8 protein-coding genes are annotated in these 12,619 nt (G+C 53.4%); 4 read left to right on the forward strand and 4 right to left on the reverse strand.

All coding sequences use genetic code 11. The features are described from left to right. The 3 genes from Q31a_RS29830 to Q31a_RS00020 all read left to right on the forward strand — a co-directional run bounded on the left by Q31a_RS29830 (position 1) and on the right by Q31a_RS00020 (position 4,014). The gene (locus Q31a_RS29830) at positions 1-1,101 is read left to right on the forward strand and encodes a helix-turn-helix domain-containing protein (protein ID WP_197355954.1); all 1,101 of its coding nucleotides are present in this window, start codon (positions 1-3) and stop codon (positions 1,099-1,101) included. Positions 1,102-1,777: 676 nt separating this feature from the next. Beyond that, positions 1,778-2,893, forward strand: a complete 1,116-nt coding sequence (gene dnaN / locus Q31a_RS00015) for a DNA polymerase III subunit beta (RefSeq protein WP_145072349.1) — start codon at positions 1,778-1,780, stop codon at positions 2,891-2,893. Positions 2,894-3,051: 158 nt separating this feature from the next. Continuing rightward, positions 3,052-4,014: a deoxyhypusine synthase family protein gene (locus tag Q31a_RS00020; RefSeq protein WP_197355956.1), complete on the forward strand. Its 963-nt coding sequence runs from the start codon at positions 3,052-3,054 to the stop codon at positions 4,012-4,014. A gap of 676 nt (positions 4,015-4,690) precedes the next feature. Here the strand turns inward: Q31a_RS00020 and Q31a_RS00025 are convergent. Further along, a complete protein-coding gene (locus Q31a_RS00025) occupies positions 4,691-5,842 on the reverse strand; it encodes an acyltransferase family protein (protein ID WP_145072351.1) in 1,152 nt (383 codons plus the stop codon). A 613-nt stretch (positions 5,843-6,455) separates the two neighbouring features. Between Q31a_RS00025 and Q31a_RS00030 the strand changes: the two genes are divergently transcribed. Next, a complete protein-coding gene (locus Q31a_RS00030) occupies positions 6,456-7,436 on the forward strand; it encodes a hypothetical protein (protein ID WP_145072353.1) in 981 nt (326 codons plus the stop codon). 373 nt (positions 7,437-7,809) lie between these two features. Here Q31a_RS00030 and Q31a_RS00035 read toward each other — a convergent pair whose 3' ends face one another. The 3 genes from Q31a_RS00035 to Q31a_RS00045 are packed head-to-tail and all read right to left on the reverse strand — an operon-like array spanning position 7,810 to position 12,295. After that, complete coding sequence (locus tag Q31a_RS00035) at positions 7,810-9,168, reverse strand: efflux RND transporter periplasmic adaptor subunit (protein WP_145072355.1); 1,359 nt, start codon at positions 9,166-9,168, stop codon at positions 7,810-7,812. 38 nt (positions 9,169-9,206) lie between these two features. Beyond that, the gene (locus tag Q31a_RS00040; protein ID WP_145072357.1) at positions 9,207-11,585 is read right to left on the reverse strand and encodes an ABC transporter permease; all 2,379 of its coding nucleotides are present in this window, start codon (positions 11,583-11,585) and stop codon (positions 9,207-9,209) included. After that, the gene (locus Q31a_RS00045) at positions 11,582-12,295 is read right to left on the reverse strand and encodes an ABC transporter ATP-binding protein (RefSeq protein WP_145072359.1); all 714 of its coding nucleotides are present in this window, start codon (positions 12,293-12,295) and stop codon (positions 11,582-11,584) included. Before Q31a_RS00045 ends, Q31a_RS00040 begins: the two co-directional genes overlap by 4 nt. Between the last annotated feature and the right edge of the window lie 324 nt (positions 12,296-12,619).

Genomic DNA, 12,619 nt, shown 5'->3' on the forward strand with positions numbered 1-12,619 from the left:
GTGATCGTAGATCAAACGAGTCGTGTAACCAAAATCTCGCTCGAACGTCCCGCGTCCGTGCGCAAGTTCCTACCTAGCCTCGCCCAAAACGGTTGGCTATTGCCGGAATATCACGTCGGCTCCGAAAACGAGGGTTTGCGCTATCTTTTCTCGGAACCGGTCATCGAAAATCTGGCCGCTTTGTCCCCTATCGTGCTGTATGGCGACCGGTTTGTGGGAAAAACAGCCTTGGCCATTACGCTGGCGGTAACCTGGTCACGCATCTGCGCTCGGCGTCCCCTCAGTTTCACTACCGGCCGCTCGTTCTCTCAGGACTTTACGGCTGCACTCGAAATATCTGATACCGATTCCTTCCGCACGCGCACGCGGGATTGCCAGTTGCTGGTGATCGATGACTTGGATCCCATTGCCACTGCCCCCGCAGCCCAAGAGGAGTTGGTGCACACCCTCGATCAGCTTGCTTTGGCGGAACGACCGGTGATTCTGAGCTCACAACGACTCCCCTCGACCATCCCCCAGCTTTCCTCAACGCTAAGCAGTCGGTTGACGGGTGGGTTTTCACTGCAATTGCAGCGTCCTACGGGAGCTACCGTCAGCGACATCGCTCTGCAATTGGCGAGGACCATCGATCCCAAACTCGACGAACAAGACATACTGCGGCTCTGCAATTTGTTCGATAGTCGGCCCCTCACAACCTTAGATCTCCGCAATATCGTGCTCTTAGCTCACCAAACCAAATCGGCATCAGGTTCCGTCAACTGCTCAGCCGTCAAGCAACTAGCCTTGCAGCACATGGAGAGCGACACCCCTACCCTACCGAGTATTGCCAAGGTGGTTGCTAGGCGATTGCGCGTGCGTTTGACTGAGATGCGTGGTGCGACCCGCGATGCAAATATTGTCCGTGCTCGCGGCTTGGCGATCCACCTTGCCCGAAAGCTGACCCCGGCCAGCCTACAACAGATTGGCCAATTCTTCGGTGGCCGCGACCATTCCACCGTCTTGCACGCTAGCAGGAAGGTCGAAAACCTGATTGAGAGCGACCCTGAGTTAGCGAACCTCATCCGTGATATTCAAGCCGATTTGGAAATGGCGACGGCCTAAGTGCTTGCTCTAAAACTCTGATCTTCGGAGCGGTGTGGCACTAACCGGTGGCTTCTTCGTGGCCAGCTCGCTCTTAAAAGTGTTTCTCCAATGCCTCTTCGTCCGCTACCACTCATGCTAGTGCTGGGCATGCCTTCAATTCTCCTGGGCACCACGGCGAGCAAGCGGTGTCCGCCCTGCACCCCTAGTCGTTAAAATCCGATCGCCCATTCCACGCTATTCTCGTAGTGGAAAAGTTGTCTAAAGTCGGACGGAAGATGTTGCTGAAAACCTCGGTCCCAGCGCTCTTGGAGAAGCCCTGTTGCTAAACCGGCTTTTGTAGACACTTGGTGAACGATCTTCGACGCAGTTTCGCAAAGTTATCCCCTGTCAGTACAGGGTTGCTTTCGCTACTTAAGTCGATTACCGATAACGAGTTACCGCATGAGACAGCCGTGTGGAAAACTCGATCTCGAGCCCTCTTACTACTACGACTATATTAAATATCTATTAGAGAAGAATGTCACCAACTCACAGAGCAGGACCCACAACGGCTTTGTGAAGTCGGGTGGGATTGCCTCCACGACATCTGACTGTAAAACAATTCTTTCAAAGCTTTTCTGCAGGTTGGTATCGTGGTAACCTCACTTTTCCGCATCTGCAAGCATGCATTTACTACTAGAGAGTTGGGTTGGCGATGAAGATATCGTGCGATCGGGAAAAACTAGCCAACGCCTTCCAATTGGCTGGTAGCGTGGCATTGGCTCGTAGCCCCAAGGAAATCCTTCAAAATGTCAAAATCGAGGCATCGGATGAGCATGTCACCCTCATGGCGACCGACATGGAAACCGGTATTCGCATCGAAATTGATGGGGTTGAAGTTGAGACGGCGGGCAAGGCGCTCTTGCATGTAGCCCGAGTCGGTATGATCCTCCGCGAAAGTAGCGACGAACGACTCAGTATCGAATCGGACGGTTCCGCCACCGTGATTAAGGGAACTCACTCCGAATTCAATTTACCGAGCTCGAACCCAGACGAATTTCCGACTGTTGCCGGTTTTGAGGAAGAGGCCTATCACGAGCTGCCAGCTCGCTTGTTCCGGGAGATGGTTAAACGCACCGCCTTTGCCACTGATGCGGATAGTTCTCGATTTGCGCTAGGAGGAGTCTTGCTGGAAATGAGTGGCGAAGATGTCTTGGCAGTCGGCACCGATGGACGGCGGCTGGCCCGGATGATTGGCGCAGGGAAAAGTGTCGGCGATCACGCTACGAGTGGTAATTCTACGATCATCCCAACCCGCTCTCTGACACTGATGGAACGCGCCATCGGTGACAAGGAGGACGTGGTGCATATCGCCGCTCGCAACAACGATGTCTTGCTTCGAACGACGCGTTGCACCATCTATTCTCGGCTGGTCGAAGGCCGTTATCCCAATTGGCGGCAAGTGATCCCCAGTCGTGAGGGTTCGGCAATCATCGACATGACAGTCGGACCGTTCTTCAATGTGATTCGTCAAGCAGCCATTGTGGCCGACCAAGAAACGCGGGGACTTGATATGGAATTTGGCAATGGCACACTGGTGCTGACCGCCAAAACCGCTGACCTGGGACAAAGTCGAGTTGAGTTGCCGATCGATTACGATGGCGAATCGATCAAGTTGAAACTCGACTATCGTTTCGTGGGAGATTTCCTGAAGGTGCTACCACCTGACGCGAAGTTCAAATTGGATGTAGCCTCTGGAACGCAACCGGCACTCATGACCACCGACGATGGCTATGCCTATGTGGTCATGCCAATGGCCTTGGATGGTTAGGCCAATTCCGCTTGGGGACTAGCGAGTTCCATCCTGCCCGCGCCTCGTCCCTAATCTCCAATATTCAAGCTGGTCGAAATTCAAGCTGGTCGAACGCTAGGCAGTGGCCTAAGAGTCCCACATCGAGAAACTAACGCAACAGAGAGAGAGTGAAGATCATGAGTGTATCGGCGTTTATGGAAAAGCATTACCGACACTTCAATGCCCGAGAAACTTTGGCTGCAGCCAAGTCGTACCGGAAATTTATCGATGAAGGAGGCAAGATGCTTGTCTCCCTAGCCGGAGCAATGAGTACGGCGGAACTGGGAATCTCACTGGCGGAAATGATTCGTCAGGACAAGGTTCACGCGATCAGTTGCACGGCCGCCAACCTGGAAGAGGACTTGTTCAATCTCTTCGCCCACAATGAATACAAAGTCATCGAGGATTGGCGAGCGCTCAGCGCCCAAGATGAAGTCGACTTGCAAGCCAATGGTTTCAATCGCGTGACCGACACTTGTATTCCAGAAACCGTCATGCGGCACATGGAATCACGCTTGACTACCTATTGGGTAGAGCAAGGCGAAAAGGGAGAAGGGATGTTTCCCTACGAGTATTTCTATCGAGTCTTGGATGAGGCCGATTTGAAGCAGCACTACCAAGTACCCATCGAGAACAGTTGGGTCTACGCAGCCAAAGAAAAAGGGTTGCCGATCGTATCGCCCGGTGCCGAGGACAGTACGCTGGGGAATATGTTCACCGCTCGCGTTATGGACGGAACGGTCAAGAGCCATGCGGCGCTCAAGAGCGGTACTGCGCAACTTGAGTTGCTCACCAATTGGTATCGAAAAGAAAGTCAGGCAGCTCCCATAGGCTTCTTTCAAATAGGAGGTGGTATCGCCGGCGACTTTGCCATATGTGCCGTACCGATGCTCATCCAAGATTTGCGAGAGGATGCCAATCTATGGTCTTACTTTGCACAGATTAGCGACGCAGTAACGAGTTACGGTGGATACTCAGGAGCGGTACCCAACGAAAAGATCACTTGGACAAAACTCAGCAAAGAGAGCCCCAAGTTCATGATCCAAAGTGACGCAACGATCGTCGCCCCGCTCATCTTTGCCTACGTCTTGGGACAGTGAGAGTAGAGCTTTCCCCCGCCCGGTGAGCGGAACAAGTAGTGAAGTGACTGGTCAAAATCGCACCCCTCCGCGAGACGGCCTGTTGAAATCGTAACCCGCCGCGTAAGCAAGGACGGGTGGTCGTAGCTCCAACGCAACAGCGCGCACTACCACCGCGGCCAAACCCAGAATTGTCTTACATCAACAATGCGGTATGAAGTTGCAGGTGTAAAGTCATTTCCAATGCCAGTGCGAAATCGACATCATCTAGGCAGGAGTCATGGATTCCGCAGTCACCAGCCGGGATACGATCATAGCGTGCGCTAAGGCAACAAGCGTACCCGTTCACGGTTGACAGCGACTGAACCTTAAACCCGAAGCAACGGTAGAGGCTGCCTGATGGAGAAAGAAGGTTGGGAATGAACCGATGAAGTACTTCGCAGTGGTGAGCTTGCTTGGCATTACTGCTCGGCGTTGAGTTTGGCTTGGGGCGAGTCTGGTGAATCAGAGAGTGTTGTTGGCAGGAAGATTGCCAGAACAATTCATCTTCCTGTCAAATGTCCGCCTGGATACTTCGCAATCGTTCACGGTTGTCAGCGACTTCAATCTAAACTGCAACCCGAAGCAACGATTGGAATTGTTGATGGATAAGGAAGGTCGTAAACGGCTAAGAAACACTTCAATATTCTAGGTGCAACTAGATGCGGATGAAAATTCTTCGAATGTGCAGCATGTAAGTTACGGTAAAGCATACCAGTACGAACATGATCGCCATGACCAATGAAGCATTGTTGGGTGAGAGCCAATTCGAGGAAAGATAGGTGTAGAGCCAAGCCTTAAGACTCTGTCCACCGACCGGGATGGTGGAGATCAAATCACCTACCAAGCTCGATAAGACATAAGCGAAAATGGCATTGCTGCCAAACACGAGCATGGGCAGCAAACCTCGGCGATACTCTCGAAGATCGATGAAGTAGTAGAGCACTCCCAAGAGGTGGATCGCAAGTCCAGCGGTGAGGAAGACGAAACTGGTCGTCCACAACTGCTTATTGATGGGCATGCTGAGGCTGACCCCATAGGCGAGTACGAGACAGATATTGGCTGCTACAAAGAGACGCGTCAGCATCTGCCATTTGTCGGATTCACCGTTGTCGCTTTCTCTGCGCAATTGCTGACCGGTAAAATAACCCAATAGGCAAGTAGTGATCGCTGGCAAAGTACTCCACACACCTTCTGGATCAAACCCTTCCGCCGGAGCTCCCTTCCAGGTGTGTCCGAATAATAGCTGATTGTCGAGCCACCAGCAGAAATTTCCGGTCACTTCGAACACACCTGGGCCGTATTCGGGAACGGGATAGAACCACATCAGGGCGGAATAGACGACCAACAAGCACGTTGCCACGGCCCACCGCCCCAGGTTCGGTAGGAACATCACCGCTAGACTGGTAAAGAAGTAGCCAATCGCAATGCGTTGCAGTACTCCCGGCCAGCGGGCTTCGAGAACAACCCCGGGACGCCACAGGACTTCCGGAAAGACTCCTAAGAACAACCCCAACAGAATCAAAATTAGGGTGCGTTGAATAACTTTCATCATCAGGCCGGCCCGACCTCCTGCGCTCAATCTCTTTTCAAAAGAGAATGGCATGGCTACGCCGACCATGAAGAGGAAGAATGGAAAAATGAGGTCGGTCGGAGTCCAACCGTGCCACACAGCATGTTCCAAGGGAGGGTAAATATGCGACCAACTCCCAGGATTGTTGACAAGGATCATCGACGCCATCGTCAAGCCACGCATGGCATCTAGGGAGAGGAGTCTCTTTCTAGTCGGTTCTTCGAGGGGGGGATTCATGGAATCAGCCAAGTGTTGATCGAGTCAGTTGGGGGCAATAGATTGGCGAAGAGAAGTAGTATACAAACTGGAATCGTTTGGGCGCAACGTGACAGGAATCGAAGTGACCTGCTCGACAAAGCCTTCAGCACTAAACCTCCGAAACAAATTTTCCACCAAACCCAATAAAGGTATGAAATCGACCACCAGTCGAAATTGGATCTAGACTCAAAGCCCATTTAAGCTGGTTGGGACCATGCCCCCTGCGATTAGCGAAGAACCGGGGGTACCGAGAGGAGCAGGAGTTGGCAATGAAAAGGAGCTGCTCCATGGTCGATCCCGACACGATGAAGGCTTGGGAAGCGTTCCCGGCTGAAGCTATGGTGAGGCCATCCATCCGCAGGATCAGTAGCTCTCGAGTCGAGCACGAGCACGTATTAGTTGCTAGTATCAGTTCGTAGTGGCAACAGTGTGATGACATCGCGGGATTTGAAGTGGTGGCCTCCAACGTCAACAACGGCAGAGCGATCGCGTAACGCTTTGTATCCGGACATCATGCTCGCATCACCTTGGCATGCGAATAATGAGAGGCTCCCAAATTTGTCCGACTCAGCGTCCTTGTGAGGAACATGCTATGAAAACGACTTTACTATCTTTGACCCACTTTGTGATCACATGTGCGTTGTGTTGGAACTCGGCGGCCTGTTTGGCATTCGACGCCAATGCTTCCGCAGTGCAGTTGCCGCCCAACGGCGAGGCGGAAGAGCTCACCGTAGCTGAGATTGTCGAGATCTTGAGACGTACCGAATCAGTCATCAACACGTTGAGTGTATCATGTCAAAGCACCGGAAAAAGGGATTTAAAGGCGAGCATGGACGCTAATGCGGCTTGGCATTATTGTCGACAGTCCGTTTCATGCACTTGGTGGGTCGACAGTCAAGGCAGTTGGCTATACAGCGGCAAGTCTTCCGAGCGATGGGTTCGAAACAATCCTCGAAGCGAAAAGACTACTCTCATTTCGACGTTCATACCTCCAGCTACTGGAAAATTCGCCTTACTCGATGCTTCGACTAATAAGGTCATCCGCGAGGGTGACGCGGGAGCTTGCCATTTGCAATTAAATCCGACTGAGATCGTAGGGTATTTGGACGGAGTAAGTATTCCGACATTTCTACAGAGTAAGGATGCCGTGATTGCTGGTACGAAGGATCTGAATGGCAGAACGTTAACACTCGTGGAAGTCATTGATAAAACGTCTTCTAGCATTCAATGGCGACACCTCTTTTGGGTTGACGTAGAGAGAGGAGTCCTACCCAGACGCCAGAAATATGTAAGGCTAGCAGAAGACGAGCCGTGGGAATTAATAGCGATGCTTGACTGCGGAATCTATAAAGCAGACGTTGCATCAGGACTTTGGTTACCGAGTGAAGCGAAGAGTTTCCGATGGGATTTGAGCAATACGGGGCAAGTCGGGAGACTTACGCATGCTGCATACCACTCGCTATCAAAGTGGTCCATCAACCCTACGCTCCCCAACCCAGACGCGTTCCTAAGCGACTCGATTCGCACTCAAGTGGGAAACTCTCCTCCAAGTGTTAAAAATCCAAAGGGATAGCGTCACGATGAAGCAACTCTTTCCGTCGCTCGGCGTCCGACTATCCCGCAGAAAGTTTATGGCGATTTAGCCATAATTCTCGAAGAGAGGGTTGCTTGCGTTGTTCGAGCGAAGTGCGCCCAGAGTACATCCCCACAGGCACTTGATCGAAACACGACGCCTGACAATATCGCGCTGACGCGTTTACTTGAACCGCGCCCACGGTGGAATCGGGATTGGGCGAAGGCAATAGAATTGGTGCCAACACGCGGCATTGCGCGAAAAACATCAGTGGAAAGACTTCCAGCCTGCGCAGCTGAAAATGATGGCGAGGAAGTCAATCCCAACCGAAAGATTCGACTCGCCATTACCGACTCGCCATTTCCGTAGGATGCTAGGGGGAAATGGGGCGGACTTTGGTACCATGCATAATGCTGTTTTCCGGAGCAGCGATAACGGCTGCACCGAGTGCTAGGCCATCGGTGATCTGGACTTGATCGTCGTTCATGATCCCCACCTCGACGTTCCGCAGTTGGGCGCGATGGCCCTCGACAACGAAGACTTGCCACTGATTCGTAGGTCCACGGAAAATGCAGGAACGTGGTAGGACAATCGCATCGATGGCGGTGGCAGTAAAGATTCGAGCTCGCAATTGATAGTCGATACCGACTTGATGCTCCAGCAGAAAATCTTGAGCCGCTTCGTCCAGTTCGATCACCACTTTGACCCGCTGCTGTTCAACACCCAGCGAGCTAACCTTCGTAAACCCAGCCGGAAAGATCCGCGATACGCGGGCGGAGAGTCCGGATTCCATGGGCAAGGCAAGCGCAACGCCATAGACGCGCGCCTCTTGACCGACGCGAATCCGCACGGCATCTTGGCTGAGGACTTCCGATTCGAGTTCGATCAAGCTTAGATCACCGAGTGTTAGCAGCTCGGTTCCAGCTTGTACGAATTGCTCGTTTTTAATGGCCCTCGACAGGACCACGCCTTGAATGGGACTGGTCATCGTGCCGCGTTGTTTCCGCAGTTCTATTTGCCGCAATCGAGCTTCGGCCTCATCCTTTTGCTTGAGAAGTACCTTGGTTCCAAGCTCTTTGCGACTGATGAAATCTTGAACCATGCGTGGTAGGAGTTTGGTAGCTGCTTCGATCGACCGTACTGCCTCGGAGGTAAGACTATCTTGTCGGAAGCTGCTCAAGCTTTGTTCGTATTCCAGCTGTGCGCGATCGATCTCATCCTGAGAAGTCGCACCGCTGGAGCCGAGTTGACGAATTCGCTCCAAGCGTTCGGTGGCGAATTTAAGTTGAGCTTTACCGGCTTCGGCGCGGGCGTCGGCAGCGGCCACGGTATTGACCATCGATTCGACGAAACTGAGGGCTTGTGCATGCGTACTCTGCTCCACGGAGACGTCTTGACTCTCATCAATGGAGCGCGACAAGCGATCGACGGCGGCTTGAGCCTCAGCCAGTTCATTGTCTAGATCGCGCATCACGACCTGGCAAACCACCTCCCCTTGCTCAACGGCTTGCCCCTCGACGAGCTCAATTTCATTGAGTCGGGAGGCGAAGGGCATCGTGATGCGGTGCGTGCGTGGGAGGCGGGTTTGCGCCTCCTGGTCCACCGACTCTCGGATGTCGGACTGCTCAGCAATGGCAATTTGCACTGGACTCCCGCCCGAGGCGATGAGCGTGGCGACGAGAATTCCGATGGCGATCGTGGCTATCAGTAGCCACAGGACGAGTCGAGGCATCGCTAGAGTTCCTTGTCAGGCATGGGAGGAGTCTCTCTCTATTCTTTGACTTTAAGGGCATCGAGAATATTCAGTCGAGCAATCCGCCACTGCACAATGCAGTGCGCGAGCAGCCCAAACGCCAGGGCCGTGCCCAGTTCAATGACCACGATATTCCAGTTGATGAGTACTGGTAATCGGACCAAGTCGTTTTTCATGCTTTCCGCCGTGAACCACGTCAGGCCATAGCCGGCCGGTATTCCCAGCAGCGATCCGAGGAGGTTGATGAGCAAACTTTCACGCAAGAACATTGCACCAACTTGGAAGGGCCCGTAGCCAATGGCCAGGAGGGTGGCGACCTCTTGACTGCGCTCTGCCAGGTTGATCATCGAGGCGTTGAGGAGGCTTCCAAAGAAGATGGCACCCGCAAAGCCGATCAGGGCGGTGATGAAAATTGCTTGGACTTGCAGCACGAGGTCTCGGAGGGTGGATTCAATCTTTCCTTGGTCTCGCACCGAAGTGATGCCGGGAATCCGCTTCAGTTCCAAGTGGAGGGCGGCCGTCTCACCGAGATCGCGGTTGACCTTCAGTTGAACGCTATTGACCACCCGAGTTTCCCCGATCAAGCGACTTAGGAATTCTAAATTCGCATAGGAGGAAACACCAAAGTATCCGTCCGAGATTTGGGAAACCACGACGTCGACTGGTCGCTTGTCGCCCTGACTGGGGATCATGGTTAGCGAATCGCCTAAGGTGGCATGCAGTTTCTCAGCCATCGTTTTCCCGAGCACGATGCCATGGTCCGGGATCCGTATGGGATTCCCCATTCGATCGTAAGGAACGGTCAGGGTGGGCTGGGAACGCAGCCCGGTGATGGATGTCTTGTCGTGGTAGGGACCATGGTACAGGGTGCAGGGGACATCCAGACGCGGTTCGACCAGGTCCACAGCGGGGAACGCGGCTATCTCATGCAGAACGTCGATCGAGGTTTCCTTGGCCAGTACTAAATCAATGTCGCTGCGAGCAATCTTGTCGTACTGAAACTCGACCAGAAAATCTTGGGCTTTCATCATCATCAGGCCGCCCACCAGCAGGCCGCCACCCATGGCAGAAGCGAAAACTCCTACAGACGAGCGAATGCGATTGCGCAGGACGCTTCGGAGGGTGATTCGCCAAGCGGCAGTCAGCGAGCTCCAGAGCCAGGTCAGTCGCTCCAGCAAAATGCGGCCTCCAGAGCGTGGGGCGGCTGGTCGCATAGCGGCGGCAGGCTGAAGCTGCAGGGCGGATCGGGCTCCCAGCAGACTTCCTGATACGGAACAAAGAATACTGACAAGAATTCCCAACAACATCACCGGCCAATGAAACCCACTGCGTAGATCTGGGAATTCATAGATCTCGCGATAAGCGGTCGTCATCCCAAACGAAGCCAGGTATCCCAGTGAGGCTCCTGCGATACCTCCCAAGACACCGACAAACAGTCCCAGTTGAAGGAAATGAAAGAAGACCTGAGAGTGGCTGTAACCCAGCGCCTTGAGCGTGCCGATTACAGTGCGTTGCTGCTGGGAAAGACGCGTCATTAGAACGTTTAGAATCAGAGAGGCGACGACCAGAAAGACAGCCGGCAGGATCTTGGCCATTGAGCCTAAGCCATCGATCTCACTCATCACGAACTGATTGGAAATTTGCTCCTTGAGCGGTGAGGAGGCAGCGACTCCAAAATCGTCAAGTCGACTCTCGAGCTGCTGCAGGATGGTCAGCGGTGAGAGGCCAGAATTGGGTGAGAAACGCCCCACGATTTGGTTTGCAGCGTCCTGGAAATTGAAGACATCCTCAGCAAACGTCTGCTTGACGTAAAAGACGCCAAATTGCTTGGGGTCGGGCATGATGGAGCCTGGTCCCAACAGGTACGTGAACTCACTGCTGATCGCAGTACCCACGATGGTGAGTGCTTGCCGGCGCTTATTGAGCAGCAAATGGATCGTCTGGCCGGGGTACAAATTGTGTTCCCGAGCAAATTTCTCATTCACGATAACCTGATTGGCCAATTCGTCGGTGAAATAATCACCCTGGCGAATAACGATATCATTCAGAATCGGGGCGCGACGATCAGGAAGGGAGACGACCAGGCCATTGATCGTTTGCGGGGAGTTTTCTAGGTCAACGGTTGCTGAGAATTGAATGCGGGACTGGATTTCAGAGACTCCGTCCACGCGAGCAAGTTGAGGGACTTCGACCGAGGGGACTTTTTTGACCGTGATCCAAAAATCGGCCATCCGACACTGCTGGTAATAGCTGTGCTTGGCATAGGTTAAATTGAGGAAGGCAGATTGCATCGTGACAAGCGTCATGATGCCTATTGCAATAATGCTGGCAATCGCCAGCATCAGGCCCTTGGTGCGATAGAAGTCGCGGAGCAATTTGGTGTGTAGAACACTCACCACTGAACCTCTTCCGGAGGCCGACGGTGTGCATTGACGACGACATCTTGGACTTCTCCCGAACGCAAGTGCACTACTCGATGGGCCACTGCCGCCAACGCCGCGTTGTGAGTGATGATTACCAGCGTGGTTCCCATTTTTTCATTCAAGTCGATCAACAAGCGGAGCACGGTTTTGCCGGTCTCGAAATCGAGAGCTCCGGTCGGTTCATCGCACAGGAGAAGCTTAGGGCGTTTGGCAATCGCTCGCGCAATGGCGACCCGTTGCTGTTCACCCCCAGAAAGCTGAGCGGGAAAGTGGTCGGAGCGATCGGTCAGACCGACGAGCTCGAGGGCTTCGCTGGCATCCATGGGGTTGGCCGAAATTTCGGTCGTGACCAGCACGTTTTCCAACGCCGTGAGGTTCGGGACCAAGTTGTAGAACTGGAATACGAACCCAACTTCATCGCGGCGGTACTTCGTCAACATCTTGCGATTGGCGGTGGAGAGGTTGAGCTCTTGGTAGAGCACTGTGCCCTCGGAGGGCTGGTCGAGCCCACCGACCAAATTCAGGATCGTCGACTTTCCGGAGCCACTTGGACCGACAATTGCCAAGCACTCCCCCTGTCGTATCTCCAGATCGATCCCCTTTAGTACATGAACTGAGACTTGGCCCATCGTGAATCTACGGTGCACGTGCTGCAGTTTCAGCAGGGTTGGTAGAGTCGTCATGCTTTCGGATTTCAACGTGCGTCCTTTCAATGCAGGGAAGTGCCCTTCCTGATTTTACCTGCGGAAACTCTGCAACGCGAACGGCGAGTGCTTCGTCCAACGTCAACCTTCGCTCGCTGTAGTACTCGCTGGGGCACGGGGATTCTTGGTGAAGAGCTTGCACGATCACTCAAGATTCTCCACTCAACGCCACAAGTTCTGCTAGCATTCGGGTTCCGCTAGTACACGGGGATGTTGTTCCAATCGAATGGTGACTAGTTCAACCTGCCAGCAGCGATAGCACGGTTCCACGGTTAGGGACACACAAGCATGCAACCCGAATAT

It is taken from the genome of Aureliella helgolandensis, assembly GCF_007752135.1.
GTDB lineage: Bacteria > Planctomycetota > Planctomycetia > Pirellulales > Pirellulaceae > Aureliella > Aureliella helgolandensis.

What these genes read in the sequence shown, in the direction of transcription:
- dnaN (WP_145072349.1), top strand. Translation starts at nt 1,778, where the DNA reads ATGAAGATATCGTGCGATCGGGAAAAACTAGCCAACGCCTTCCAATTG.
- Q31a_RS00020 (WP_197355956.1), top strand. Translation starts at nt 3,052, where the DNA reads ATGAGTGTATCGGCGTTTATGGAAAAGCATTACCGACACTTCAATGCC.
- Q31a_RS00025 (WP_145072351.1), bottom strand. Translation starts at nt 5,842, where the DNA reads ATGAATCCCCCCCTCGAAGAACCGACTAGAAAGAGACTCCTCTCCCTA.
- Q31a_RS00030 (WP_145072353.1), top strand. Translation starts at nt 6,456, where the DNA reads ATGAAAACGACTTTACTATCTTTGACCCACTTTGTGATCACATGTGCG.
- Q31a_RS00035 (WP_145072355.1), bottom strand. Translation starts at nt 9,168, where the DNA reads ATGCCTCGACTCGTCCTGTGGCTACTGATAGCCACGATCGCCATCGGA.
- Q31a_RS00045 (WP_145072359.1), bottom strand. Translation starts at nt 12,295, where the DNA reads ATGACGACTCTACCAACCCTGCTGAAACTGCAGCACGTGCACCGTAGA.